Raw genomic sequence first — 25,560 nt, forward strand, 5'->3', positions numbered from 1 at the left:
GTCCCACATACTGAGACGCATGACGAAACACGGCTGAGTGGAATCAGAGAGGCCAGTCAGACTAGCACTCCAATTTGGGAACTGTCACGGAAAATATGGCGAAAAAACAATCACAGTCTGCAAAGACTTCCGGTTATGTCGAATCACTTGATGACAAAAAGAAACATGCCCGCAAAATCGCGCGTGGTCTTGCCAAATTGTTTCCAGAACCTGAGTGTGCTTTGATCCATGATTCCCCCTTTCAGCTGCTGGTCGCAACAATCCTGTCCGCTCAGTGCACTGACGAACGTGTGAATGCGAACACGCCGATTCTGTTCAAGAAATACCCGACCGCCGCCAAGCTGGCTGCCAGCACACAGGCGGATGTCGAAAAGATTGTGTATCCGCTCGGTTTCTTCCGCGCGAAAGCGACGAACATTCGCAAGATGGCTTTGGTACTGACAGAAGAATACGAGGGCGAAGTGCCCCGTACACTGAAAGAACTGGTCGCACTACCCGGCGTCGGTCGCAAAACGGCGAACGTGGTCCTCGGCACGGCATTTGGAATTCCCAGTGGCGTCGTCGTCGATACGCATGTGAAACGAATCTGTAATATCTTTGGACTGACGACGAGCAAAAATCCGGAAATTATCGAGCGCGATTTAATCGAAGTCCTGCCGAAAAAAGAATGGATCGCTTTTTCGCACCGCGTGATCTTGCACGGTCGCGCTACCTGTGTGGCCCGCAAGCCGCGCTGCACCGAATGTGCGTTATTGAAAATCTGTCCGCGGACCGGGTTGAAGCCTCTTTGAGAGTAGAGTCGCTGTCTTACGCAATTCACGGTACTTGTTACTGTTTCTGAAAACATCAGTCAGGACCGTTGAAAGCCACTTCTCAGCGGTTTATGTTTCCAGTACGCAGAGTTTTTTTCAACTTCAACGTTAATGAGAAGCCATGATCCTGACCGGGAAAGAAATCAAAGCACGATTGGGAACAGATATTGTCCTTGAACCCTATCATGACAGGCATCTGAATCCGAACAGCTATAACCTGTGCCTTCACAACGAGTTAATGACTTACGAGGAAATTGTTCTGGATATGGCCCGCCCCAACCGTCTGGGCAAGCATGTCATTCCCGAAGAAGGTATGGTGCTGTACCCCGGTCAGCTTTATCTGGGGCGAACCATTGAGCGGACGGAAACACACAATCTGGTTCCACTGCTCGAAGGGCGTTCTTCGATTGGCCGTCTGGGGATTTCTGTACATGCGACCGCCGGCGTAGGCGACATCGGCTTCTGTGGCTATTGGACACTGGAAATCACCGTCGCACATCCCGTCCGCGTTTATGCAGGCGTTGCGATTTGCCAGATCATTTACAACACGGTGATTGGCGAGATTGTCGAATACAGCAGCGATAAATATCAGAACAATAAAGGCATTCAACCCAGCCTGTTATTCAAAGAACTGGACCCCGCGGAAACGCGCCAGATGCGGCTGTCGTTCGGTGAAGAAGAAGCAGCCAAGTAAAACGACCCAAATAAAACGACATTGCCGCTTGAAAAACCAGCTACGAAAAAAGACGTTACAGCTTAAACTGTAACGTCTTTTTTTAATGTCTCTGAAATGAACGCTTAAACGGTCCAGGTGTCGCCGGTACTAAACAGCGCTTCCAGATCCCCTTCTCCGTTTCGTTCTGTCGCGGATTCCACCTGCTGGTAGACCGCATCGTTATAGGTCGGATGCTCAACGCAACGGAAGACGCCCATCGGTTCGGGCATTTCGGGATGTCGCATACTGGACAGGAGAAACGCCAGGTTCATATCTTCTGACTTTTCATCGTGGAACAGTAGATCATCTTCTGTGACGCCTTTACCCAGTTCAACGACTTCCGGTTGATCATGGCTGTTGAGCCGAATTCCTTTATCCCGCTCCTTACCGAAGATCAACGGTTTGCCGTGTTCGAGATAGATTACATTCTCTTCTTTCTTGCCTTTTTTGGAAGCAAATTCGAATGCACCAGGGTTGAACACGTTACAGTCCTGATAGACTTCGACGAAAGCAGATCCTTTATGCTTGGCGGCACGTTCGAGCACGCTACATAGATGCTTAACGTCGACATCAACCGAACGGGCGGCAAATGTGGCACGGGCACCGATGGCTACCGACAATGGATTCAAGGGACGATCGACCGAGCCGAACGGCGTACTTTTGGTTTTGGTTCCCGTCGGACTGGTGGGCGAGTATTGCCCTTTGGTCAATCCGTAAATCTGGTTGTTGAACATAATCACTTTCAGATCCACGTTACGACGGAGAACGTGCATGAAGTGATTACCGCCGATGGACAGCGAATCGCCGTCGCCGGTGATCACCCAGACCTGAAGATCAGGATTGGCCAGCTTCACACCCGTCGCGATGGCAGGCGCCCGACCGTGAATACTGTGCATTCCGTAAGTGTCCATGTAATATGGAAAACGGCTGGAACAGCCAATTCCCGAGACAAACACAAACTTCTCTTTAGGAATGCCCAGTGTCGGCAGAACCTTTTTCATCTGGGCGAGAATAGAGTAATCGCCGCAGCGCGGACACCAGCGGATTTCCTGATCGCTGGCAAAATCTTTAGGCGAGAGGACGGGCAATGGGACGTCTACACTCATTTTTATCTATCCTTAAACGCAATAACTCGTTTCTTAAAGTGCGATGTAATTTCAATGTGAGATCAGATTGACTGTAAAACTATTTCTCTTCAATCATCTCTTTGATTTTTTCTTTGACTTCACTGATCAGGAATGGCTTTCCCTGGACCTTATTCAAGCCGACCGCGTCAGCCAGATAAGTACCACGGATGATCATACGTAATTGCCCGGTGTTTAATTCGGGAATTAAAACTTTCTTGTATTGCTTGATCAGGTCACCCAGATTTTTGGGGAATGGATTCAGGTAGCGAATATGAGCATGCGCCACCGATAAACCTTCCTCAACTGATTGCTTCACCGCAGTACGAACTGCACCATAGGTCCCCCCCCAGCTAATCACCAGCAGCTCGCCCGACTCGGGTCCTTCGACGGTCTGTTCGGGAATGAAGTCTGCAATTCCGGCAATTTTATTTGCTCGGAGCGTCGTCATATACTGATGGTTTTCGGGAGAGTAATTTACATTGCCGGTCACGTCTGATTTTTCCAGACCACCAACACGATGTTCACAGCCGGGGGTGCCGGGAACGACCCAAGGGCGGGTTTTCTTTTCATTCCGCAGATAAGGCATGAATGGTTCATCACCCTGGGTATTCTCGTGTGAAACTTTGATTGGTTTCAGACTGGAGATTTCAGGAACCTTCCAGGGCTCGGCTCCGTTGGCGATGTAACCATCGCTGAGCAAGAGCACCGGAGTCATGAATTCAACCGCGATCCGCAGTGCTTCCTGTGCCATCTCGAAGCAGTCTGCTGGTGTAGCAGGTGCGATCAGAGGCATCGGACAGTCACCATTGCGACCAAACATGCACATATACAGGTCGGATTGTTCTGTTTTGGTTGGCAGTCCGGTACTGGGACCGCCGCGTTGAACATCGACCACGACCAGCGGCAATTCCATAATCGCAGCCAGCCCCATGCCTTCGCCTTTCAAGGCAATGCCGGGACCACTGCTGGCAGTAATCGCCAGGTCACCCGCATAAGAGGCACCAATAACACTTGTAATCGCGGCGATTTCATCTTCGGCTTGAAAGGTGACGACGTTGAAATGTTTCAGTTTGGAAAGTTCGTGCAAAATATCACTGGCGGGAGTAATCGGATAACCGCCGTAGAACAATTGCTTTCCGGCCAGTTTCGCCGCCGTCACAAAGCCGAATGCCAGTGCTTCATTGCCGGTGACCTTACGGTATTTGCCAGGTGGCAGATCGGCTGGATCTACCCGGTAATTTACGGTGATTGCTTCGGTGGTGATGCCATAGTTATAGCCTGCATGCAAGGCTTTCAGGTTCGCTTCGACCAGTTCGGGTTTCTTGGCAAACTTGCTTTTGACCCACTCTTCGGTTGGTGTGGCATCGCGCTGATAGAGCCAGTAGACGAGTCCCATCGCAAAGAAGTTTTTGCAGCGTTCCGCTTCACGCGGCGAAAGTCCCAGTTCTGCCACCGCATCGCGCGTCAGGCTGGTCATGGGAACTTTCTGCAGCTGGTAGGCAGCCAGTTCTTCTTCATCGTCAAGCGGATTACTGTCGTAGCCTGCTTTCGAGAGGTTGCTTTTTTCAAAAGCGTCTTCGTTGACGATCAGTGTTCCGCCACGTCTCAGGTCTGCCACATTTGTTTTCAATGCAGCCGGGTTCATGGCAATCAGTGTATCGACCTCATCCCCGGGCGTGAAAATATCACTGCTGGAGAAACAGATCTGGAAACCACTCACTCCGCCCAGCGTTCCGGCGGGTGCGCGAATTTCTGCGGGGAAGTCGGGTAATGTTTTCACATCATTACCAAACACAGCCGACACATTCGTAAACTGCGTGCCGGCCAGCTGCATCCCGTCGCCACTATCTCCACAAAAACGAATTACAACAGCATCCAGCTGCTCGCTGATTTTGCCATTTGCACCAGGCACGTCTGTGGTCGCCATTCTGATTTTTACTCCCCGGTAGTCGCCTTGATTCAGGCGGTATCGTCTCAGTTGATTGAAAATTATAACTGTTTATGTTTGTGCTTGTCGCGCCCGTTTTCCCTCTGACGGAAGTTCCGGTCCAGAGGTCTGGCCCTGTTAACTAGTAACGAAAAACCAGACAATCAATCACTGAAAATATGAAACCATGGAAAACGCGAGGTGTTCTCTCTGACATGATTCGGGTCACGATTTAACGTGCCCCGCAAGGAGGGAAAGACGCAGGATTGTTTCACACTTGGTTTGCACAATTTAATGAATCGTTTCGTCTGGAAGGGAAATTCCCTCTCAAGTACCGGTCGGGTATTGATATTCCAGCTTCAGACGTCCGTGTTCTTCACCACTGTTTGTTCACCATTGTTCCGTCGGGCGGTAAACTTAACGCAATAGAATTATTCCTTATAATCGGCATTCTTGCAGCAAAATCAACACCTGGAAAGGCCTTAAATAGTACATTCTTCAGTGATTCTTGAGAATTCTTCGCTCTTGAGACACGATTGTCTCAACTTACTGGAATTATAGGCAGCAGCAAAACGCATCCAATTAAAAGTCTACATAAATATCTCCTTTTAATCGCAATCGATTGGAAAGATCGATCAGTCGATCCTGATATCAGCCAGGTTCCAATAAAACAGGGAGCAGAAACCATTTGATTTCTACTCCCTGTGAAGACACCGAATAAGGGGATTCGGTCATCACATTTTTGTCATCACATAAAAATAATTCATGATATCGTGAGGCAGCTCCTGTACATCGATATTCTTGAAGCCGGCTTCCTCCAGCATCTGGCAAGCCAGTTCTTTACCCCAGCAGGTTCCCAGCCCCGCCCCGCCCTGAGCCAGTGAAACGGTCATGCAGTGCATTGTGGAGATCGTATAAAACATCGGCCCCAGTGGATTTGTAATATTCTGCTCCACATTGCTCGAAGCGGCGATATCCTGCATCAGAAAGGTGCCCCCCGGTCGTAAGGTAGCATTCACTTCGCTCAGGACCTTGGCAGGATTGGCCTGATCGTGAATCACATCAAAGGCAGTTACCAGATCGAAGGAGTGAGCCGCGTTCATCTGTGAAACATCCTGCACCTGAAAAGTCACATTTGACACGCCCCGTTCTACGGCACATTTCTTCGCCCGTTCGATCGATTCTTCCGAGATATCATAGCCTGTAAAGCGACTTTCGGGAAAAGCGGCTGCCATCTCAATCAAAGCCAGACCGCTGCCACAGCCAATATCCAAGACATCAATGCCCGCTTTCAATTTTTCTTCCAGTCCAGGCACCAAAGGCAGAATATGTTCGAACAGGCCACTTACGACCGAGTTATAACTCTCCTCCGCCATGACTTCATGGAAGCGGGCAAACTCGGAATAGGGAACGCCACCCCCTTCTTCAAAACAGTTCAGAATTTTGTCTTCGACGGTTCCCAGAACGGAAAACCACTGCATCGTGGTGGCAAAATTATTGGAGCCGGCAGCCCGCGTCAATAAAGCGGCATGCTCGGCTGGTAGAAAATAGGTTTTCAAAACTGCGTCATATTCGATAATGCCGCCGGTCACCATTGCTCCCAGCCATTCGCGAACATAGCGTTCGTTTAAACCAGCCTGCTCGGCAATTTGTTCGCTGTTAGCGTGTTCCATCTCACTCATGATATCAAATAGCCGCGCCCGATGACCAAGCGACATCATCAGTGACAGACTGCTGTGATTGACAATCTCCAGCAGCTTCTGTCCGAATTCATCCGTGCGTTCCGCATCGATATTCAGATTACAATTATTACACATCGTGACACCCTCTCTCCTAAAATAAGTCTGGCTTGAACAGCAAATTTCATTTTCTATGAACAATCAGGCCCGCTGAACCCGCGTCTGAACTACTGAGCGAAAAACGCGGCCAAATGTTACCAATTTTTCATCAAAAAACGAAGAGTTGTGAATAAATGGTCGCAAGCGACTTACTGTGCACTGCTTAGGGTAAAGAGAACACGTTATTCCTGCGGAGTATTCGACCTGAATTCGATTCAGATCTCGCCTGGAAGGGGTTCCACATGAGATGGAAAGTCGCTTTTCTCAACACCGTTCTTGTACTCTTGCTGGTGGGGCTTCAAAATGAATGGCGCCAATTTCTCTCCGCTGAGAAGTGAGCCACGCCATGATCGAACACGCTCTGTAAATATTCCAGTCGAGACTTGATGAAAATCTGCCTCAGAATGACACAGCAACTGTGCCGAACCCGATTGGCCTTTTACTCTCTCTATCATATTGTGATTGGTCTTTTCAATGAGTCGATGCTTTGTGGGCATCAGATCTTGAGTCATGTAATGAAAGACAAGTTTTACCATTAATCGAATAGTCGCCTGTTATGCATCCGTTATCTCAAGATCAAAATGAAGCGATTATCAACGCGCTGGATGGTATACGGACCGCGTACAACCAATACAAGGTTGAGCCATGCCATTTCACTGGTATTCCAGATGACTTGTCGTCTCTAGATTACATCCCTTATGAATTAGGCTTGGCAGAGGAATATGCTGATGGCTCGGTTCCATTTAGCGTTGCATGGGGGAATGTGTTAACAACTTCCTTTGGTTTCTCGTGGGTGACAGATGTGGAATCTGTTGACCCTCGATACTTTGCCGTTCGACACGAAGACCCTTCTGTATTGATCTTTCCATTCTACCGCCTGATTGAGATCATTCTGTCGTCGGGACGTCATGACTCTCCAGCCGAATCCCTCTGGTTCGATACAATTCGATATTTTGACGTTTCTTTATATGTCCCAGATGGCTGGCATCCGGTTTTTGATGCCGTGGAGTGTCCCGAAAAATTAGGCTGTCCCCCCTCGCTGACCAAGTCGTGCCAGAAACTCATTGATGTAATGCCAGAGTTTTATTATTTAATGAGCACCTATCCCTATTGCTGGTCACGTGACCGAAAGTGGAATGAACTCCAATCCTATGTGGATGAGTTGGTAAATCACAAGCGAAATTTCTAGTGCTGACAGGCTGCATAGCAACTAAAACGACTGTAACAGAACAAATAATGAAATTGAGTACTAAAAAAATTGTGTATATTTCAGGGACTCTGATGTTCTTAGCGATGATTGCGTATGTGTGGGTACTCTGTTACCCACAAGCCCTGTTTCAACATTCGCTTACCCATCGAAGCATCACGGTTTATTCGGAAACAGAAATTGATTCTCGGTGGAAAAGTGTAATCGATCAAAGTCTCTCGCTCATTCAAAATTCTGAGTTGATAGAAACTCAGCCCAAAATCAATGTGATGTTGGTAGCCAATACAAAGTACCGTCGTCTGGAAAGTCTGTTGGCCAGCCCGGTCTTGGCAAAGGCTTCACAGAATAATGTTTTTCTGAATGGAGACATTGAATTTGATCGGAGGCGAATCAGAGGGTTTGTTCTGGAAATGGACCTGATCCGTACGCTGGCTCATGAGATGACACATTGCCTGGAGAATGCGCGTTATGGAATAAATGACACTGCCCTGGACTGGAAAAGAGAAGGATACGCCGAGTATATCTCGCACCATAGTGATCGGACCGCACCAGATTACCGCCTTACCACACTCCTGGAGCAATACGAGTCACAAATTGCTGACTCAGATGGCAGTGCGGAATGGATGGAAATTTCTGCAGGAGTCCTTGTTCCGCCGCTCTATGTCCGCTGGCGTCTGTTGGTCGAGTATCTGATGGACGTCAAAGGCATGTCGTATGATCAAATTAGAACGACCAGCGTGTCGGATGCTGCGGTCTATGAAGAACTACGACAAATGATAAAACAAAAAAACGTGGAGTAGTTCACCATTGATACACGACCGCTTCGGAATGTTCATCTCACGGGTTGAGTATCCTTCAAGTATAACGACTGTTGGGAGAGGTTCTCTGTGCAGAACTCAGTCGCTCTATCGGCAGTTTTGTGTGATTGCTTCTTCCATGATTTTTCAAGTTATTGTCGCTGGCTGATTATTGGAATGTGTTGATTTTCGTCAGGTGCGTAGCCGGGTCAAGAGAAAAGGGGTTTTCATGATGCGTCGAAGTGGGATGAACCAGGATCGAAAGCAGGCGATATATGTGCGAAGGCAGGCGAATGTGTGCCGAAGTGTGTCGATAAGTGAGGTGCAGGTGAGCATCGTTTTTGGAAATCGCTCTGAAACCAGTCACTTTGATAGTGCTCCTTTTGAACCACTGCAGATTGATTCAACTGAATCTGTACTGTACTCGCGCCCGACGCAGATCAGAGATCATCTGGAACGGCACGGTCGCGTCAAGGGGACTTTAATCAGCGGGTCATTGTCAAACAAGGAAATAGAAATCGGGACGCTTTGGTTTAGATGCTTATGATTCCGAGGCAACAACTTTTATGCAAAGTGTGGAAAAGTCACATATTCCTCTTGTGCACGTTGTGGAAGTGTGGAAGAATCACAGGTCGGGGAAATCAAACAGCATTGCACTTTGATTAGAGGTACTGTGATGGATCAACCAAATCAAAATGAACTGGAAGTGCTGCGTCTGTTGTGGGAAGACGCGCCGCAAAAACCGGCTGAGATTCAGGACGCGTTCGGATGGGACATTGATAACGGCACGCTGCGAAGTGTGCTGGTGGGCATGGTCGAACGGGGACTGCTGACGCGAAAACGCGTCGGTCGTGCTTATGTCTATTCACCGAAGTTGCGCCGCGAGACCCATTTTCGTCAGATGGTACGGCGGTTGGCCGATGTCTTTACCGGTGGCTCAATGGGGCAACTGCTGATGGAACTCGCCGAGAAGGAACGACTCACTCCCGAAGAGTTGAAACAGCTGAAGAAAATTGCCAACAGCGAAAAGTAAACGAGAAAAGAATCACGTTCCTGCCGGACGATTGGTGTTCTGGCTTTGAAAAGGACACGCAGATGCTGAATTCGAACATGGCTGCCGAAATCATAATCCGTCTGAGCATTGTCCTGGCAATCGGTTGGCTGGCATTGAGGATTTCAGCGAAACAGAATCCGCGCTGGTCGGTCTTAATCACCCGGTTCCTGATCGTCGCCGGTCTTGGTTTACCCGTTGTTTATCTCTGCCTGCCTTCAACAACTCTAGCGATTTTGCCAGCTTCGTTACCCGTAATATCGGAAGGCGAGCAGACAACGATGGCATTACCCGTCAATGGAGATGAAGTCGTACACGAGGAACCAAGACGTCAACCTCTTGATCAAACAACGAATGTCATCAGTGAACCAGTCATCGTCGACACGGAATCGAGTTTGTCGGAGCCTGCCATGCAAGAATCTGTGGCGGCGATGATGGTTCCACAGAACGAAGTCAACGAACTGTCTGTTTCTGCAAGTGATCCCGTCATCAACTCGACAGTATCCCTCTTTCAATGGCTCTGGTTCTGTTGGCTCGCTGGTTGTTTCCTACTGCTGTTGAAAATCGGAATACAGATTAAGCAGGCAAAACATCTGCTGCGGACCTCAGAGTCAGCATCGGATACTCTTCAACGCGAATGTGAAATGCTGGCGACGAAACTTACGATACATCAAATTCCACGAGTTTGTATATCAACAGCCATCAATGGTCCCTGCACTGCTGGTTTGTTTCGTCCGATTGTTTTCCTGCCGCAATCCTGGAGTGAAGCCCTTTCGGATTCGGAACGCCGCGCTGTCTTGATGCACGAATTGTCCCACATCGCGGGCCACGATTCACTGTGGGATTTACTGTCTCGCATTGTAACCGCGCTCTGGTGGTTTCATCCTTTGGTCTGGCGATTGACATCACAGCATCGGTTAGCGTGTGAGCATATGTCCGATGCCCGTGCCGCAGATTCGATTTCCGGGTTGGATGCGTATCGACAAATGCTGGCGCAGTGGGCATTGCGTCGGCAGGGAGCAGAATCGAACTCGGCAGTGTTGGCGATGGCAGATCGCTCGTTCATGCTGCGAAGACTAAAGTGGCTCGAAGTGCCAAGGTCCTTTGAAACGCTGGGACATGCCCGCCGTGCTGGCTTTCTTTTGATTGCCGTGCTGATTTTTATCAGTGTGGCTTCGATCAAATTCGTTCCGCAAGCCATCGCACAACCACCAGAGGTCACTGATCAAGAGCAGGATACAGAGAAATCGAAACAACCCCCGGCGGAGAAAGAGAAGGCGGAAAAAGAGCAGGCAGAGAAAAACCATAAAAAGCAACCGGTTCCACTTAAACAACGGCCGAATGTCGCCGACATTGATACATCACAGACAACCCCCAAGATTATTCGTGTTGTTGATGAACGCGATCAACCCATCGCAGGGGCAAACGTCAGAGTCGGCTGGTGGGAGGACAACGAAGGGGATCTGCAGATCGTGGTCTCTCTCAATCCCCCTGTCACGAATGAAAAGGGTGAGGTTACGATTCCGGTACCCAAGGGGGCGGCCCGTGTTCAAATTTCTGCGGAAGCACCCGGCTATGCGAAAGCCGGGACGCAGTACTCGTTGAGTGGTGAGCCGACCTTAATTCTGAAGCAGGGGAAAATCGTACGTGTCAAAGCCATCGATACCAAAGGCAGACTGCTGAATGATGCTTATCCGTTGCTGGAAAAATCGCGTATCTTCGGTCGCGAATTCAAACTCGACAAGGGCCGCGTTGGTTACTTTACGTCTCCGGTGGTTAGTTTGGATCGTCGCTGGATGCGGGTCGTTGATGGCAGCGGTGAAGGTCCTGTTCTGTTTAGTGATCTGATTGATGTGTCCAATCCAGAACAGGTCACTAAAGATGGTGCCATTGTTGCCACTTTATACGCGGGAATCCGTTTGGAAGGTCGGCTCGAGGATAGCGTGCCACGGCCGATCAAGAATGGTTGCGTTGAGTTATACATCAGCGAAGCAGCAGAGCATCGTATCGGCGGTGGCTGGACTTGGCGGGATACCGCGTTCGTAAATGAAGACGGAACCTTTGTGTTCGATTCCCTTCCCGCGGGAGGACATGTGCAGTTATTTGCTTTGGTCGACGGGTATCAATCAAGCAATCCGTCTGCAGAGTCCCTGGCTGCTTATCTAAAGGCTTATGCTGCTGGCGAATCATCGCTGTTAACAAGTGTCATTGAGCGCCAGTATGCTTTCTTGCCGCATCTGTTTCCACTGCCTGAGGGGCTGTATAAAACAGAGATCGAATTGCCTTGCGTTAAGACTTCGTCTTTAGATGTGACGGTGGTTGATCCCATCGGTCAACCGATCAAAGGTGCTACGGTCAAATTCAACCCAAATGGCTTGTTTCTGGGATGGAGCCAGTTTATTCCCACGGTGAATATGTTTATTAACTCGTCATTAGTGCGTCATAAAGATCCGGTACGGACAAAACGCCTGCATGCCTGGGCGACTACTTTTTTGAGTATAAAAACAGATGCCAAAGGCATCGCTGCTGTTCGTAATCTGCCAGCCAGTGGACGTGAGTCATATTCAGTTGTTGCTGACAAATATGAAATGCCGATTCATCCGACCTCTTCAGTACAGGAAAAATCACGCTACGCAGTGATCAATCTGGTCGGTGGTAAATTGCAACGCCGAACGATTACTATGGAACAGCATGTGCCGACGGGATCACGAGAGGTTGTGGTTGTTGACCGGCAGGCAGAACCGATTCCCAACATTAATGTTACAGTCAGTGAGATCGCATTCAAGGAGACTCCTGATGACTGGGAGCTGTGGGCCGCGCAACGGTTTGGCCCGATCGCGACTGGGAAAACGGGAGAGGATGGACTGGTTCGACTAAACGTTCCCCTGGAAGTGAATGGGAAAGCGGTGGCACGCTTACGAATTGCCATTCAGGGGCGGGTCGGTCGTGATGCCTCTGTTCGGAAAACACTGTCGATTCCACGCTTCGCTAATGGGCGCGTGGTTGTTTTGACAGTGTCAGATCAGCCCCTCAAAGAAAAATATCATTTACGCAAAGTGCAGGCCGAGTATCTTGATCCGAAATCACTATTGAGCGATTCTCTCAAAATCTTACTGGAGCAACTGCTGGCGAAACCATCGCTGGTCGTACTCAATCGTTTGCTGGAGCTGGCGAAATTTAATGCGGCAACGCCGCTCCGTTTTCGCAGTGATCTGAACTGGACGGACTTTTACAAGCGAAAAGAAAACGAGCGGGTTCCCGTAGTTCTCATCCCAACTGTTGGGGGAGATCGTGTGATTGTACTGTGTGATGTGCGTCCGCAGGATGCCACCTGGGACGTCAAGCCGAAAGGTCGCTCTGCCCCCTCGGCAGCCTTTGTGTTTGATCTGGCAGATGGTTCGCTGATCAGGATGATCGGCGGCTGGGCCTCCTCAAGTGGTAGTTTCAACAATCTCATGCTGACGAATCAGGGAGGCACCGACGACTATTTCATTTCAACTTCCGCATTTGAAAAGCACGGGACTTTCGAATACATCCAGCGCTGGTATCGGGTTGGGCAGGAAAAAATACCAGCATTAACCGTTCATAACCATGCCAATGCGACAAGTCGGGATGCAAAAGACGGACCGTCCTCACCACTGGCCGAGTATGGATATTTGGGATTCAAATTCAACGGCAAACAGATTGATTCCAAGCAGGGGGGGAGATTACCCGATGGTGCGCTGGTTCCACGCAAGATTTACTGGGACGGAGAACACAATCAGTTTATCGGCCCCGTGACTCAGAGTGTCGACGGTCAGCCCTTGTATCAGGTTGTGACTGAAAACTCGGCCGAGTTCAAATCACTCGATGTCAAACCAGGAGACATCGTCGCTGGTGGCGGCCGTCGCTATTATCAGAACTGGCACTGGTGGGATGTCGTTGTTCCCGCCAACAAAACTGCGCAACTGCGGCTCTTCTTAGTCGATCAGTCGGGAGACCAACCAGCCGAAAAGGAAATTTCTGTGAAAGAGCTGGCTGCGGGGCTCCATTCTTTACAACTGCAAATCGTTGACAGCAAGGATGAGACTCAATTGTCCAAAGTCGAAATTCGCATTGGCGCCGAGGAAATTAAGGGGTTAACGGTCCCTAGAGTGCCAATTTCAAATGTCCCTTCCGTCAAAGACGTTCCTGTGGCCCGTGCGGCCCAGTCGTCTATGGTGTTGTTTGATCGACCGACAGAGAAAGAAAATACGCGGTTGATCTGGAAGTTAATGCTACAGTGATTGATTCACGCTCAGCGTTCGATGGTGATGGCCATTACGATGGGGGCGCTGTTGTCGGGGCCTTTAGTGAGTTCGATGTTTGAGATATTTTCCTGGCGATTTGGTTTGACTGCGAGGTAACGGATTTGCTGACTACCCAGCTGAAACGCGAATTCGCTTTCCGGTACATCGACGCGGCGGATGTAGTCTGCAAAGTGGATTCCGTTGAGCAGCTTGTGGTCTTCCGTTGTGCCGTCAGCGTAGTACAGTCGTACAATCATTGAGACGGTTTTCTCTCTGGCGTATGGGAAACTCCAGCCGCCCACGCCGCTCAACAAGTGAATGGTTTTGACTCTGGTATTGCACGGCAGTGATACTGCCTTCGGCATCTTCGGTGGCAGAGTGCCGAAAGGACCATTGAGTAGAATGATATTTGGTGTTGTCTTCCCGTGTGGGTCGGTCAGTACGAATGGAATGTCGTTGAAGGTTTTGGGCTTCCAATCAGGGAAAATCATTCGATCCGGTCCGTTGTCTCCTGTTCCAAATAACGGTTTGGTACTGACTGCGGTGGCGTAACGACCCAGTGGAATCGGAAGAAAACGTCCCTTGCTGGTCAGGAACTCTAACAGGTCGGTCAGCTGCTTTTCGGAAATCTGTTTTTCAAATCCTTCCGGCATGACCGATTTGCGCGAAGCGATTAGCTCGTCGATGTCCTCGCGGGGAACATTGATTTTCTTCGCCTGGGAATCAATGATCGTAATACTGGTTCGGCTTTCACCTGCTAGCATTCCATTGATGACCTTGCCATCTACCGTCAGTACTTTATAGAGCCGAAAATTACCTTCTACATTTCGCGACGGATCGAGAATGTGCGTTAACAACTCGGCTTTGGGATGAACGGCCATACCGGTTAAGTTCGGGCCAATGGAATGACCCATGTCACCGTGTTGATGGCAAGCTGCACAGATTTTCTTGAAAGTAGCCCGGCCGGTCTCTACATCACCTGTGACCTTCGTCACGTGCATCAACGACTGCAATACCTTCTCACGGTTGGCATCCGGAAGCCCGCCTCCCATCGCGAGAAGCATTTCCGCTTGAATACGAAGCTTTTTGTCCGGAAAAGATCGCAGTGCCTGTTTCTGTTCGAGCAATAAATCGTTCAGATCGAATTTACGCGCTGTAGCGGCATTAAGCAAAGACTTTGTCCAGGCAGGTTTACTGAGTATGATGTTGACAGCAGTCGATTTCATTCTTGGTGTGAGTGTCGAAAAAGCTTCAATGACGATTTTGCCTGCGGACTGCGATTTACTTAGCCCGATCGCTTCAAAGAATTTGTCAGCAAGATCGGGGGGCGTCTGCGCATTGATTTGATCAACGATCTCACTGACGACTTTGTCATCGTTTGCACGAAAGCTGACTAGATCGCGGGCGGCGATGGCACGCTTTTCCGGTTCTGCATCTTCGTCGCCAAGCTTCTCGACGAGTGATGCAATCATTTCATCTGCATATTCATCTAAAGCATCTGTGTGACACTGGTTCGCGAGTTGAATCAGCTTTACTTTTGCTCCCGCATCGACATTCTTGAATGTCGTCACCAGGGCCGAGTCCATGGATGCCGATTTTGCGATCGTAAACTTTGCTGGCAGACCGTCAGTCAAGCCGTTAAGAATGGCACTAGCCACTTCGGGGTTGGTGTCTTGCATCCCAGCGAGAATTGATATCAGAGTCTGGGCATTGGGTTTTCCGCGTGCAATATGCTCGGCGATGGTACGCACGATCTGAAGATTGGCGTCTGTGGAAACACGTGTCTTTCGGGAAGTGACCGATTGCAAAAAGGGAACAGCATGCGCCGCAGCCGCTGACGTCAAACCATCGACCAAGATTCCATCGGTTTCTTTCGAAGCGAGTTCGGCGACAAGTTTCCCTGCCTGGTCTGACGCAGGCATATCGGCAAGTGTGAGAATCGCCTGCAAGCGAACCTGGAGATCGCTATCATCAAACAAACGGCGATGCGCCAGCAAGAGTTGCATTCCAAGTTCGTCTATCGGTAAAACGGCGACCGTATTACGCCGGACTCCAGCGGATGGATGAGACAGACCGTTTTTAAGGCAACGGACCATTTCGTCGGAAGCCTTGAATTGTTCTCCAAGTTGTACGTAACCCAGTTCTTTCAGAGTGGGGAGCGCGTGAATTGCTCCCACGTTGAGACCTGCTTCATCGACACTCTGATCCGCAACCAGCTCAATTAGGGGTTGTAGCACATCTTTGGCTTTCCGTTCGATAAGCAAACGCTGCGCCTGCAGTCGCCAGACGAAAGCAGGGTGCTTGAGAGTTTGCACCAGATCCTTGTTCGATTTGTTTGCGAGGCTGACAAAGTCGTGAAGCTTGTCACCATCATTCGAGACTGGAACGACGCGATAAATTCGCCCATGTTTTTTGTCTCTCAAATCACTTTCGTAAGCTTTGCCCTTCCCTGTTTTGAAGCCGTGCGGCGTCGGGTTGTGTTGTACGATGTAGTTGTACCAGTCAATCACCCAAACCGCGCCGTCCGGGCCGACTTCTGCCATGACCGGGGCGCTCCATTCGTCGTCACTGGCAAGCAGGTTGACAGGACTTGTCGATTCATAATTGGCACCATTGCGGCGAAGCACATACGTGCCTACGAGGTGACCGGTGGGACCACAAACGAAGGCGGTTTTGTTCCACCATTCCTGTGGGAAAGTTCTGGCTGTGTAAAGTGCATGGCCTGCTGCAGCCGTGTATCCGCCATGCTGGTCCACCTGGCGAATTTTGTCTGTGATCGGTTTGAAAAGATGTGAGTCTGCGATTGAATGCAGGGTTGAAGGAGACCATCCGCGAACCCGTTCGTAGTACCGATTGGGCACAGGCATGAACATGCTCGGATTCCGATTTGCTGTTGAGCCAAAGATCAGACCTTCTTCACTGATTCCTAACCCCCAGGTGTTATTATCACTGGAACGAACAAACTCCAGGTCGGTTACCATTGGTGGATCCGTCTGAGATAGTTTGAAACGCCAGAATCCCTGACTGAAAGATTGTGTTTCTTGGCCGTTGATTTTGGGTGTGCTTTTGTTGTAGCCCTGCATCGCCCAGATCCAGTTGTCCAGCCCATAACGGAAATTACTGACCCCGCCATGGGTGTCTCCCAGCGTCCAGTTTGAGATGAGTGTTGTCTTCTGGTCGGAAACATCATCGCCATCAGTGTCTTTTAAGTAGATCGTCTCGGTACCATTTTGTACGACTGCGCCCCCGCGGACAATTACGATGGCGGTGGGAATACTTAAGCCTTCTGCAAACACCGTGAATTTGTCAGCCACGTGGTCGCCGTCGGTATCCTCACAGATACGAATGCGGTCGCGATTTTTTCCTAATTCGTTGGGGTAGTCAACGGTTTCACAAATCCAGAGGCGCCCTCGTTCATCCCATGTCATCGCAATCGGCTTGGAATGAAAATCACGCTCATCTGCATAACGTCGGACTGCCATACCCTGAGGCGTAACAAAGTGCTTCATTGACTCTTCGACAGAGAGTGGTTTCTGCATTAAGTTGCGAAGTTTGCCCTGGGTTCCCCAGTTTTTGCCCGGAGTGTAGTTGGGGATTTTCGGGCCGACATCAATGTATTCGAATTTTTTCACATCTTTGCGAAGCTCTGTCATTTGCGGAGCAGAAAAGCTGTTGGGATCGCTGAATGAGGGGGCTTTGCCGGGATCATCTCCACACGCCCAGCGAATTCCACGTTCCACCAAATTGTGGAAACCGGGGTTTGTAAAGGTGCGCTGGTCATGACCCCATGCAGTGTAAAAAACACGCCCTTTGCCGTGGGTTTTAATCCACGTCCAGGGTTCGCGTTTCTGGCCCGCCGCCTGATCACCTTGGACACGATACTCAAGCACCGTTCGATTTTTATCATTATGCAGGTGATGAATATAGGTCTCATCCCAGCTGGTGAAGCTATTGTAGCCTTGCATGATCGGGTGCTTTGGTTTGGCAATCTGTGTAGAGAAGACCTGTCCGCCATGTCGCTGAAATTGAGCTCCCATCAAGGCAACAATTTCTTTGTTATTCCGCCAGCTATAACTCGCGCAATGTAGTGGAATGAAACCATGACCCTCAGCGATATAGCTGAGTAACGCTTTCGCCTGAGCTTCTTCGATGCGATCGATGTTGGCGTAGAGAACCAGCCCATCGAATTGAGAGAGTGTTTGCGGATTGAGGTCCTTCATGCGATCGGTGTACCGCAAGGTAATCCCGCGCTCTAAAAGTGAGGGGGCGAGTTCTTCGAATCGACGCACCGGCTGATGATGCCCGTTGTCACCGATAAACAGAAGATCGAGTTCCTCAGCTGAAGCCGTCGCAGCAGTGGACACCAGCAGTATGAGAGAAACGATGCAGGCAAACGGGCCAATGGTATTTCGAATGATAAATGGTATTGCGAGGTGCATAGTCGGTTTCTCTGTCAGTTTCAAAGAAAAAAAACGATCCTGGTTAGTACCGGAAAAGAGCGAAGTGACAAATAGAATCATTTTGTTATTCATCAATATTAACATGACAGCAATCAATGTAGATGGTGTTTTGCGCAATTTTTATTGCGATATTTTACCGGCTGTGTGCAATCACGGCTTTTCGTATTCCTGTATGAGCCTAAGAAATAGATCGATTTCGGCGATCCAGATTGCGACACCGAATTTACTCGTGGCTTTCGATGCGGCAGATCCGATCGATCTATTTCACTCAGCTCTTTCTGTAGTGTGTCCTCATTGGTGGTTTCATTATGACCTGTCGCGGGGTGCAAATGTATGCCAATTTCATGGCGGCTAAGATACCAGGTTCTTCAACGCAAATCACCGCGAAAATTTTCGAAGTGGAACGAGGAATTTTGATTTTAAGTTTGTTTCTCTTTTGCCAATGATTAAATTCCGGACTCAGTCTCTTAGCCGATAAGATTAATTCGAGATTATCTGCTATGTATCAGACTTCTTTCATGTACTCACATGGCTGATAATAGATTTTGAATGCGCGCTGTTCGTCTGTGTGTAATGATCAGTCCAAAATGGAATTAATTTTAGGTTACGCTGGAATGTCTCGGATACTTGTCGTTGAAGATCAAGCAAATCTCCTGCGGAGTATCATGCGCGCTTTGAGTGAATCAGGCTTTAAACCCGAGGCGGCAGAAACACTGAGCCGGGCAACCAGCCTGATGTCTTCCAATATCGATTTGATTGTGCTGGACTTGATGCTGCCTGATGGGTCTGGTTTGGAATGTCTGAGAGAATTCCGCGCTGCAGGAAATAAAACACCCGTTCTGATTTTGACAGCCCGCGATTCGATTGAAGATCGCGTCGCCGGACTTGATATCGGTGCCGACGATTATCTGGTCAAACCATTTGCGCTGGATGAACTACTGGCACGCATTCGCGCATTGTTACGTCGAGATGCACAGACGAATGAGAGAGAATTCTCGTTCAGAGATCTGACGGTGAACCTGGTTTCGCGCACTGTCCGTCGAGGGGAGAGGTCGATTTCCTTGCAGAATCGACAGTTGGAGTTATTAGCCTATCTGATTTCGCATGCCAATCAGATTGTGACGCGCGAGATGATTGCCCGCGATGTCTGGAAGGAATCGACGGCAACATGGACTAACGTCATTGAGGTTCAGATCAACCAGCTGCGTAAGAAGATTGAGGAACCCGGTCAGACTTCTATACTGCATACCGTGCGCGGCCAGGGTTATCTGTTGGGAGATACTCCATGACACGTCTTTCGATTCGATGGCGGTTAACGCTCTGGTATGGATTCGCGCTGGCAGTGATGTTATGCGTCTTTTCTCTCGTGCTTTGCCTGTTAGTCTGGCAGCAGGTGCTGGCACGTACGGATACAGGCTTGCGCGAAGAACTACAGGAAATTGGCCTGGAGGTCGCACTTGCCGACAGTACCTCGGTTTTCGCGGCGCAAGCATCAGCAAGATTTTCTCAGCACGAATTCTATGAATTTATGGTCACCGATCAGGCGGACCATGTCATTTTCAATAGTACGGGACTGAAGAAACCCGTACTAACTTTGTCGCAGTCAACTGCAGAGATACCACAGACGCGACTGGAAACACGAGATCTTGAAGGCTTGGGCCCGTATCGTATTGCGAGCACAACTCTGCCTGGCTCGTTCGGTATTTTGAACGTGCAGGTGATGACCTCGCTCATCCCGCTGTATAATGATCTGCACACACTTCAATGGGCTGTTACATTTTTGTTACCGGTGGCGGTTCTGTTGGCGATTGCCAGTGGTCAGTTTCTGGCGGGACGTGCACTCCGGCAGGTCCAGCAGATTGTGGACGATACGAATTCGATCAACATCACCTGTCTGGATCGTCGGATCGAGGTTTCCAATCCGGATGATGAAATCGGGAAACTGGCAGTGGCGTTGAACTCGCTGATCGCCCGACTGGAACGCGCCGTCAATGAGATTCGACGCTTTACCGCGGATGCATCTCACGAAATTCGCACTCCGATCGCCGCACTGCGACTGGAAGCCGAGTCAGTCCTGCGTTCCTTGCGTACTCCAGAAGAATACGCGCAAACTCTGGCTGTTGTCGTTGAGGAAACAACACGTCTGGGAAAACTGGCCGATCAACTGCTCAATCTCAGTCGACACGATGCCGGAATCATACCTTGCATCCATGACCCCGTTCAATTGGACGCACTGCTGCTGGATGTTGTCGATCAGTTGAAACCGGTTGCAACCGATCGTGGTGTGACCTTGAATTGCGAAATCGAAACGGTTTGCGAAGTCCTCGGCGATGATATCAGTCTCAGCCAAGTCTTCTTCAACATTTTGGATAATGCCATCAAGTACACTCAGCATAGCGGTCGGGTGACGGCGCGATTGAGTGTCTCGCAACAAACCGCCGTCATCGAAATACAAGATTCAGGCATCGGGATTTCTTCCGACGACTTGCCGCATCTCTTCGATCGGTTTTATCAGGCCGACCCTTCGCGTCAATACTCCGGTGGAGGCGCCGGGCTGGGCCTCTCGATTGCCAAGACTGTCGTTTTGATGCATGAGGGCACAATTGATATTCAAAGTCAGCCGGAACACGGGACGACAGTGACGGTTCGTCTGCGATTATACACGAATGCTGATGAACCGAGTTCAACTCCAGCAGACCGTCTTACGGTGTGATGCCTCTCTTGAGTGAACAACCTGACCATAGCCAATTTGAGCAAATCAAGACGTCAGAAAGAAATTTGAAATGAAGATTCTAAAACAAGGATTGGCATTGCTGGTGTTTGGTCTCATTCTGGGACTGTTGTTCATCATCTGGGATCATGATCGAAAAGCACAACAGACAACGAATTCGGCAAAATCCAAGCCGACTGTAAGCCATGCGAAGACGACTCACCCCGTGAGTGAATCCGATCTGAATATCATTCAACTCAGTCCCGCAGCGGTCAATAGCCTGGGTGTGGAAACGCAGCCGGTGGAAATTCGCTCAATGCCTCGCGCACGGCCCTATGGTGCTGAAATGGTTTTGCCGACAGGCGCTTCTGTGATTGTTTCCGCCCCGCTCGCCGGAACCCTCGGGCATCCGCACGGTGATTTATTCCCACAGGTCGGTCAGCGTATTAAAAAGGATGAAACGTTGCTGGAACTGTTGCCGTTACTCTCACCTGAGCGGTCCGTTTTAACGCCGGCTGAGCGAATTCGTTTCGCGGAAGCAAAGGCGGCGGTGGCACAATCTCAAATTGATGCAGAGGGTTTACTTCAGCAGGCGAGTGTGCAGAAAGATGCCGCGCAGATTGAGTTGACGCGGGCCGAACGCCTGCTACAGGGGAATGTGGGAACCCGGCGCGCCGTCGATGATGCCAAGGCCAAAGTGCAGTTGGCGGACGAAGTTCTGGCGGCAGCGAAGATTCGTAAAAAACTGGTCGACAACATTAAACTGGATGAAGACGCCGGTACGCTCAAGCCGCTCGCCATTCATTCTCCTCTATCAGGAATCGTCCGTACCACGAACGTTCAGCCGGGCCAGTTAATCGCAGCTGGACTCCCTCTGTTTGAAGTCATGAATGATGCGGTGCTCTGGATCAAAGTCCCCGTCTATGTGGGAGAGCTGGACGAAATTGATATGAAACGCCCCGCGCGTCTGACGCTGCTGGATGGTCGTTTAACTAACAAAGATATCCTGGGAAAACCGGTCTCACTTCCGCCAACGGCGATGCCGCTTTCGGCTGCTGTTGACATCTATTACGAAATTCCCAACGTCAATCATCAATTTTGTCCCGGCCAGAAAGTCTCAGCCCACCTGCCCTTGGTGGGTGAGACGAATGTGAAGTCCGTGCCTTGGTCGGCACTGATTTATGACATCTATGGGGGCCAATGGGTCTACGAACAAGTGGGAGAACGTCAGTACGTTCGTCGTCGTGTCGAAGTCGGCTGGGTTGATCACGGCCGGGTGGCTCTCTTGCGGGGCCCTGCGGTTGGCGCGCAGATCGTTACCGCTGGCGCAGCAGAACTTTCGGGAACCGAATTCGGCTTTGCGAAATAACGCAGCGTCCAATAACAGAAATTAATCAAGTCAAAGTCAATTGACTGTTCATAACCTGTGGAGATGAATATGAGGTGGCTCGTTGAAACGGCCTTGAGGTTACGCATCGCGGTGATCGCTGCGGCGGTGTTGTTGATCTTAGGAGGGCTGCGGATGGTGCCTGAGATGCCACTGGACGTCTTCCCCGAATTTTCGCCGCCTTATGTTGAGATACAGACCGAAGCTCCGGGGCTGTCCGCGGAAGAAGTCGAAAACCTGATCACATTTCCTTTAGAGAACGCACTCATTGGCACGCCCGGTTTGGATACACTGCGGTCCAAGTCGGTGCTCGGTCTGTCCTCGATCCGCATGCTGCTCACAGAAAAGGTGGACCTCTATCGGACGCGGCAACTGGTGCAGGAACGTCTGGCTGTGGAAGCACCACGTCTGCCGACAGTGGCACGCCCCCCGGTCATTCTACAGCCGCTCTCTTCGCTCAGCCGTATGATGAAAATCGGGATGTGGTCTGATTCACTGTCGCAGCAGGAGCTGTCGGAACTGGCGGTCTGGACAATTCGACCGCGGTTGATGGCGATTTCGGGCGTCGCCAATGTGGCCATCTGGGGACAGAGAGACAAACAGCTACAGGTGATGGTAGACGTTGATCGACTGCGGGCGCATCAGGTCACGCTCGATGCCGTCCTGCGTTCCGCGGGAGATGCCGTCGTGCTGGATGCGGGCGGTTTTGTCGATACACCGAACCAGCGGATGGCCGTACGCCAGCTTTCTCCGGTCAGCGGCCCGGAAGATTTAGCGAGAACGGTGGTCTCCTTTAATGGCGGCGCCGCGTTGCGCCTGGGCGACGTTGCTGATGTCAGGATCGGGGCGGCACCCGCCATCGGAGACGCCGTGATTAACGACCAGCTTGGTTTGCTGCTAATCGTGGAAAAGCAGCCGGCGGCCAATATTCTGGAAGTGACGCGCAAGGTCGAAGCCGCTCTGGATTTGCTCAGGCCGGGATTGAAAGGGGTCGAGATCGATTCCACTATCTTTCGCCCGGCGACGTTCATCGAGCGTTCGATTACGAATCTAACCAACGCTTTGATGATTGGGTGTGTGCTCGTAGTGATCGTGCTGATCGCGTTCCTGTTTGACTGGCGAACGGCGGTGATTAGTCTGACGGCTATCCCCCTGTCGCTGATTTCGGCGGTGCTGTTGATTCATTGGTGGGGCATGACCATCAATACGATGATTATCGCAGGACTGGTTATTGCTCTGGGTGAAGTTGTTGACGATGCGGTCATCGATGTCGAAAACATCGTGCGCCGTCTGCGACTCAATCAGCTTGCCGAACGCCCACGTTCTGCCTTTTATGTCGTGCTGGACGCCTCAATGGAAGTCCGCAGTGCGATTGTTTATGCGACGGCGATTATCGTGCTGGTGTTTCTGCCGATCTACTTTCTGGAAGGATTGCCCGGTTCATTTTTTCGACCGTTGGCGATTGGTTATATCCTGGCCATTCTGGCGTCGCTGCTAGTGGCGATTATTGTGACGCCGGCCATGTCACTGCTGCTGTTGCCGCGCAAGCACATGAAACAGCATGAACCTCCTCTGACGCGGTGGCTGAAGATTCCCTATCGCAACATGTTGCCGTGGTTCGCCGTGCGTCCAAAGTCGGCGATTGGTGTTCTGACGATCTCTTTTGCTGCGACATTTGTGTTACTACAGAGTCTGGGGCAGGAACTGCTACCGAACTTTCAGGAGACCGATTTTCTGATGCACTTTGTCGAAAAGCCGGGCACATCCATTGAAGCGATGGACCGCATTACGATCAAGGCGAGTCGTGAACTGCGGGCCATTCCTGGCGTGCGCAATTTCGGCAGTCATATCGGTCGTGCTCAGGTTGCCGATGAAGTGGTCGGCCCGAACTTTACCGAACTCTGGATCAGCATAGATGAAGATGTGGACTACGACGAAACACTGGCCAAAATCCAGGCGGTTGTGGACAGCTATCCCGGCCTGTACCGTGATGTCCTGACGTATCTGCGAGAGCGAGTCAAGGAAGTGCTGTCGGGAACCAGCTCCAGTATTGTCGTGCGCATCTATGGTCCCGAACTGGAAACGCTGAGAAATCAGGCGCATGAGGTCGCTGCAGTCATGGGTGAAATTGACGGCGTGAACAATCTCAAGGTCGAACCTCAGGTACTGGTTCCTCAAGTTGACATCCGACTCAAGCCGTTAGCTGCCGAACGATTTGGATTGACTCCCGGTCAGGTTCGACGGGCGGTCACAACGATGCTGCGGGGGACAAAGGTCGGCGAAGTTTTCGAAAACCAGAAGAAGATGGATGTCATGGTCTGGGGGACTGAGGCATCGCGCACGGATCTAGAGGCACTGCACGGACTGAGAATCGACTTACCCAACGGCGGGCAAGTGCCACTCAAAGATGTCGCGGAAATCGGCATTGTCCCAGCTCCAAATGAAGTCAAACGCGAAAGCGGTTCACGACGCATTGACGTCACCTGCGATGCCAAAGGCCGGGATCTGGGTTCTGTTGCGCGAGACATTGAGGCCGCTGTAGGCGGCATGCCCTTTGATCGGGGTTATCATCCCGAGTTTCTGGGGGAATTCGCCGCCCTGCAGGCATCTCAGAACCGATTGCTGCTGCTGGGAGCGGTCGCGCTGTTGGGAATTCTGCTGATTCTGTATATCGACTTTCAGTCTGCTCGATTGACGTTAATGGTCTGCCTGACGATTCCGTTTGCACTCATCGGCGGCGTGGTTGCCGTCTCGCTGGCAGGCGGTGTACTCTCACTCGGTTCGCTGGTGGGTTTCATCACCGTGCTCGGCATCGCTGCACGGAACGGTATCATGCTGGTCAGTCATTACCGGCATCTTCAGGCGGTAGAGGGGATGTCGTTTGGTCTCGAACTTGTGATTCGAGGTGCTGAAGAACGCCTCGCACCGATTTTGATGACCGTTCTGACCACCTCGCTGGCGCTGTTGCCGCTCGTCATTTCGGGGAACAAACCAGGACACGAAATCGAATATCCGCTGGCTGTTGTCATCATCGGGGGGCTTGTGACCTCGACCATATTGAATCTCTTTCTGCTGCCGCCGCTGTACCTCTTGTGGGGGAAACAGGCAATGCTGAGCACCGAAAATACTGAAGAGGCAGAATTCAGTCGGTCCCCGCTCCAATTGGATCAACCCGGACTGTCGACGTAGATTTCCTAAAGTGATTCATAGAGTCAGGCTTCTTTCATCGGGAAGATTAACTCTGACTTAAAAAGGGACTTC

Annotated in this window: 15 protein-coding genes; 10 read left to right on the forward strand and 5 right to left on the reverse strand. The window is 50.6% G+C overall.

Going from position 1 to position 25,560, the window contains the following annotated elements; all coding sequences use genetic code 11:
• The first annotated feature begins 95 nt into the window (after positions 1-95).
• Both nth and dcd read left to right on the forward strand, forming a co-directional pair.
• Positions 96-791, forward strand: a complete 696-nt coding sequence (gene nth / locus AAC022_RS19045; protein ID WP_339733591.1) for an endonuclease III — start codon at positions 96-98, stop codon at positions 789-791.
• A 142-nt stretch (positions 792-933) separates the two neighbouring features.
• A complete protein-coding gene (dcd, locus tag AAC022_RS19050) occupies positions 934-1,506 on the forward strand; it encodes a dCTP deaminase (protein ID WP_339733593.1) in 573 nt (190 codons plus the stop codon).
• Positions 1,507-1,610: 104 nt separating this feature from the next.
• On the opposite strand, the gene AAC022_RS19055 is transcribed toward dcd, so the two are convergent.
• From AAC022_RS19055 to AAC022_RS19065, 3 genes are all read right to left on the reverse strand, one after another.
• Positions 1,611-2,633, reverse strand: a complete 1,023-nt coding sequence (locus AAC022_RS19055; RefSeq protein ID WP_339733595.1) for a 2-oxoacid:ferredoxin oxidoreductase subunit beta — start codon at positions 2,631-2,633, stop codon at positions 1,611-1,613.
• 79 nt (positions 2,634-2,712) lie between these two features.
• The gene (locus tag AAC022_RS19060) at positions 2,713-4,581 is read right to left on the reverse strand and encodes a 2-oxoacid:acceptor oxidoreductase subunit alpha (protein WP_339733597.1); all 1,869 of its coding nucleotides are present in this window, start codon (positions 4,579-4,581) and stop codon (positions 2,713-2,715) included.
• Positions 4,582-5,315: 734 nt separating this feature from the next.
• Positions 5,316-6,398 (reverse strand): class I SAM-dependent methyltransferase, encoded by a 1,083-nt coding sequence (locus tag AAC022_RS19065; RefSeq protein ID WP_339733599.1) that lies wholly within the window; start codon positions 6,396-6,398, stop codon positions 5,316-5,318.
• Positions 6,399-6,975: 577 nt separating this feature from the next.
• On the opposite strand from AAC022_RS19065, the gene AAC022_RS19070 reads away from it, so the two are divergent.
• Positions 6,976-7,608 carry a hypothetical protein gene (locus AAC022_RS19070; protein WP_339733600.1) on the forward strand — a complete coding sequence of 211 codons (633 nt, stop codon included), beginning with the start codon at positions 6,976-6,978 and terminating at the stop codon, positions 7,606-7,608.
• Positions 7,609-7,655: 47 nt separating this feature from the next.
• The gene (locus AAC022_RS19075) at positions 7,656-8,426 is read left to right on the forward strand and encodes a hypothetical protein (RefSeq protein ID WP_339733601.1); all 771 of its coding nucleotides are present in this window, start codon (positions 7,656-7,658) and stop codon (positions 8,424-8,426) included.
• Positions 8,427-8,592: 166 nt separating this feature from the next.
• On the opposite strand, the gene AAC022_RS19080 is transcribed toward AAC022_RS19075, so the two are convergent.
• Positions 8,593-8,790 carry a hypothetical protein gene (locus AAC022_RS19080; RefSeq protein WP_339733602.1) on the reverse strand — a complete coding sequence of 66 codons (198 nt, stop codon included), beginning with the start codon at positions 8,788-8,790 and terminating at the stop codon, positions 8,593-8,595.
• Positions 8,791-9,099: 309 nt separating this feature from the next.
• Here AAC022_RS19080 and AAC022_RS19085 point away from each other — a divergent pair, with 309 nt between their 5' ends.
• Positions 9,100-9,456 carry a BlaI/MecI/CopY family transcriptional regulator gene (locus tag AAC022_RS19085; protein WP_339733603.1) on the forward strand — a complete coding sequence of 119 codons (357 nt, stop codon included), beginning with the start codon at positions 9,100-9,102 and terminating at the stop codon, positions 9,454-9,456.
• Between the two features lie 62 nt (positions 9,457-9,518).
• Positions 9,519-13,739 carry a M56 family metallopeptidase gene (locus tag AAC022_RS19090; RefSeq protein ID WP_339733604.1) on the forward strand — a complete coding sequence of 1,407 codons (4,221 nt, stop codon included), beginning with the start codon at positions 9,519-9,521 and terminating at the stop codon, positions 13,737-13,739.
• A gap of 11 nt (positions 13,740-13,750) precedes the next feature.
• On the opposite strand, the gene AAC022_RS19095 is transcribed toward AAC022_RS19090, so the two are convergent.
• Positions 13,751-18,181, reverse strand: a complete 4,431-nt coding sequence (locus AAC022_RS19095) for a PVC-type heme-binding CxxCH protein (protein ID WP_339733605.1) — start codon at positions 18,179-18,181, stop codon at positions 13,751-13,753.
• 635 nt (positions 18,182-18,816) lie between these two features.
• Here AAC022_RS19095 and AAC022_RS19100 point away from each other — a divergent pair.
• The 4 genes from AAC022_RS19100 to AAC022_RS19115 all read left to right on the forward strand — a co-directional run bounded on the left by AAC022_RS19100 (position 18,817) and on the right by AAC022_RS19115 (position 25,488).
• Positions 18,817-19,491 (forward strand): response regulator transcription factor, encoded by a 675-nt coding sequence (locus AAC022_RS19100; RefSeq protein ID WP_339733606.1) that lies wholly within the window; start codon positions 18,817-18,819, stop codon positions 19,489-19,491.
• Entirely contained in the window at positions 19,488-20,915 is a 1,428-nt protein-coding gene (locus tag AAC022_RS19105) for a HAMP domain-containing sensor histidine kinase (RefSeq protein ID WP_339733607.1), read from the forward strand. Before AAC022_RS19100 ends, AAC022_RS19105 begins: the two co-directional genes overlap by 4 nt.
• A gap of 70 nt (positions 20,916-20,985) precedes the next feature.
• Entirely contained in the window at positions 20,986-22,281 is a 1,296-nt protein-coding gene (locus tag AAC022_RS19110; RefSeq protein WP_339733608.1) for an efflux RND transporter periplasmic adaptor subunit, read from the forward strand.
• 69 nt (positions 22,282-22,350) lie between these two features.
• The gene (locus AAC022_RS19115; protein ID WP_339733609.1) at positions 22,351-25,488 is read left to right on the forward strand and encodes an efflux RND transporter permease subunit; all 3,138 of its coding nucleotides are present in this window, start codon (positions 22,351-22,353) and stop codon (positions 25,486-25,488) included.
• Positions 25,489-25,560 lie beyond the last annotated feature (72 nt).

Source organism: uncultured Gimesia sp., assembly GCF_963976445.1.
In the GTDB taxonomy this organism is placed as follows: Bacteria; Planctomycetota; Planctomycetia; order Planctomycetales; family Planctomycetaceae; genus Gimesia.

Bases quoted from the DNA above. Each gene is read 5' to 3' on its own strand.
- dcd (WP_339733593.1), top strand. From the start codon at position 934: ATGATCCTGACCGGGAAAGAAATCAAAGCACGATTGGGAACAGATATT.
- AAC022_RS19110 (WP_339733608.1), top strand. From the start codon at position 20,986: ATGAAGATTCTAAAACAAGGATTGGCATTGCTGGTGTTTGGTCTCATT.
- nth (WP_339733591.1), top strand. From the start codon at position 96: ATGGCGAAAAAACAATCACAGTCTGCAAAGACTTCCGGTTATGTCGAA.
- AAC022_RS19065 (WP_339733599.1), bottom strand. From the start codon at position 6,398: ATGTGTAATAATTGTAATCTGAATATCGATGCGGAACGCACGGATGAA.
- AAC022_RS19100 (WP_339733606.1), top strand. From the start codon at position 18,817: ATGTCTCGGATACTTGTCGTTGAAGATCAAGCAAATCTCCTGCGGAGT.
- AAC022_RS19105 (WP_339733607.1), top strand. From the start codon at position 19,488: ATGACACGTCTTTCGATTCGATGGCGGTTAACGCTCTGGTATGGATTC.
- AAC022_RS19055 (WP_339733595.1), bottom strand. From the start codon at position 2,633: ATGAGTGTAGACGTCCCATTGCCCGTCCTCTCGCCTAAAGATTTTGCC.
- AAC022_RS19095 (WP_339733605.1), bottom strand. From the start codon at position 18,181: ATGCACCTCGCAATACCATTTATCATTCGAAATACCATTGGCCCGTTT.
- AAC022_RS19115 (WP_339733609.1), top strand. From the start codon at position 22,351: ATGAGGTGGCTCGTTGAAACGGCCTTGAGGTTACGCATCGCGGTGATC.
- AAC022_RS19085 (WP_339733603.1), top strand. From the start codon at position 9,100: ATGGATCAACCAAATCAAAATGAACTGGAAGTGCTGCGTCTGTTGTGG.
- AAC022_RS19075 (WP_339733601.1), top strand. From the start codon at position 7,656: ATGAAATTGAGTACTAAAAAAATTGTGTATATTTCAGGGACTCTGATG.
- AAC022_RS19070 (WP_339733600.1), top strand. From the start codon at position 6,976: ATGCATCCGTTATCTCAAGATCAAAATGAAGCGATTATCAACGCGCTG.
- AAC022_RS19060 (WP_339733597.1), bottom strand. From the start codon at position 4,581: ATGGCGACCACAGACGTGCCTGGTGCAAATGGCAAAATCAGCGAGCAG.
- AAC022_RS19090 (WP_339733604.1), top strand. From the start codon at position 9,519: ATGCTGAATTCGAACATGGCTGCCGAAATCATAATCCGTCTGAGCATT.